The sequence below is a fragment of the Microvirga medicaginis genome (assembly GCF_052658925.1).
Genome location: NZ_JBQWEL010000054.1, coordinates 1 through 1,661, shown reverse-complemented (window position 1 = coordinate 1,661; position 1,661 = coordinate 1). Strand labels below are relative to the sequence as shown.

Annotated in this window: 2 protein-coding genes; both read left to right on the top strand. The window is 68.0% G+C overall.

The window, feature by feature from the left end; translation table 11 throughout:
* The coding region (locus ACUXUR_RS26720) for an electron transfer flavoprotein subunit beta/FixA family protein (RefSeq protein ID WP_445505376.1) at positions 1-732 on the top strand (732 nt) is incomplete at its 5' end.
* A 15-nt stretch (positions 733-747) separates the two neighbouring features.
* The coding region (locus tag ACUXUR_RS26715) for an electron transfer flavoprotein subunit alpha/FixB family protein (RefSeq protein ID WP_445505375.1) at positions 748-1,661 on the top strand (914 nt) is incomplete at its 3' end.

Below are 1,661 nucleotides of genomic sequence, written 5' to 3'. Positions count from 1 at the left end.
GTGAAGCGAGTGGTTGATTTCAACGTGAAGATCCGGGTGAAGCCGGACGGGTCGGGGGTGGAGCTTTCCAACGTGAAGATGGCGATGAACCCGTTCGACGAGATCGCGGTGGAAGAGGCCGTGCGCCTGAAAGAGCAGGGCAAGGCGAGCGAGATCGTCGCCGTCTCGATCGGCCCGGCCCAGGCGGCCGAGACGCTGCGCACCGCGCTCGCCATGGGTGCCGACCGCGGCCTCCTGGTCAAGACCGACGCCACCGTCGAGCCGCTCGCCGTCGCCAAGATCCTGAAGGGCGTGATCGAACAGGAACAGCCCGATCTCGTGATCATGGGCAAGCAGGCCATCGATGACGATGCCAACCAGACCGGCCAGATGCTCGCAGCCCTCTTGGGCTGGCCGCAGGGCACGTTTGCCTTCAAGGTCAATGTCGGCGAAGGCGCGGTCGACGTCACCCGCGAGGTCGACGGCGGCCTGCAGACGGTGGGGCTGACGCTGCCCGCCATCGTCACCACGGACCTGCGCCTCAACGAGCCGCGCTATGCCAGCCTGCCCAACATCATGAAGGCCAAGAAGAAGCCGCTCGACGAGACCAGCCCGGAGGCGCTCGGCGTCGATGTGGCGCCGCGCCTGAAGGTGCTCAAGACCGCCGAGCCGGGCGGGCGCAAGGCCGGCGTCAAGGTCGGCTCGGTGGCCGAACTCGTTTCGAAGCTGAAGACCGAAGCCGGCGTGCTCTAAGGGAGAAGACCAACCATGACCACGTTGCTGATTGCCGAGCACGACAACGCTCACCTCAAGGACGCGACCCACAAGGCGCTCTCGGCCGCCACGGCGCTGGGCGCGCCGGTGCATGTGCTGGTGGCCGGCACCCATGCTCGCCCTGTAGCTGAGGCCGCGGCCAAGCTCGCAGGCGTGGAGAAGGTGCTGCTGGCCGACGCTCCCGCTTACGAGCATCGGCTCGCCGAGCCGACCGCGGCGCTGATCGTGGCGCTCGCCGGTGCGTATGACGCGCTGGTGGCGCCCTCGACCTCGACCGGCAAGAACGTGATGCCGCGGGTGGCGGCGCTGCTCGACGTGATGCAGGTCTCCGACATCACCAAGGTGGTGGCGCCCGACACCTTCGAGCGGCCGATCTATGCCGGCAACGCCATCCAGACGGTGCAGGCGACGGATCCGAAGACGGTGATCACGGTGCGCACGGCTGCCTTCGCGGCGGCGGGCGAGGGCGGCGCCGCCCCGATCGAGACGGTGACTGCCGCCGCCGATCCGCAGCTGTCGCGCTTCAAGGGCGAGGAGATCGCGCAAAGTGACCGGCCGGAACTCACCTCGGCCCGGATCATCATCTCGGGCGGGCGCTCGCTCGGCTCGGCGGAGAACTTCAAGACCTATATCGAGCCGATCGCCGACCGGCTCGGCGCGGCGATGGGCGCCTCGCGCGCGGCGGTGGATGCGGGCTATGCGCCGAACGACTGGCAGGTCGGCCAGACCGGCAAGGTGGTGGCGCCCGATCTCTACATCGCGGTCGGCATCTCCGGGGCGATCCAGCATCTGGCCGGGATGAAGGATTCCAAGGTGATCGTGGCGATCAACAAGGACGAGGAGGCGCCGATCTTCCAGGTCGCCGATTACGGCCTCGTCGGCGACCTCTTCCAGATCCTGCCTGAACT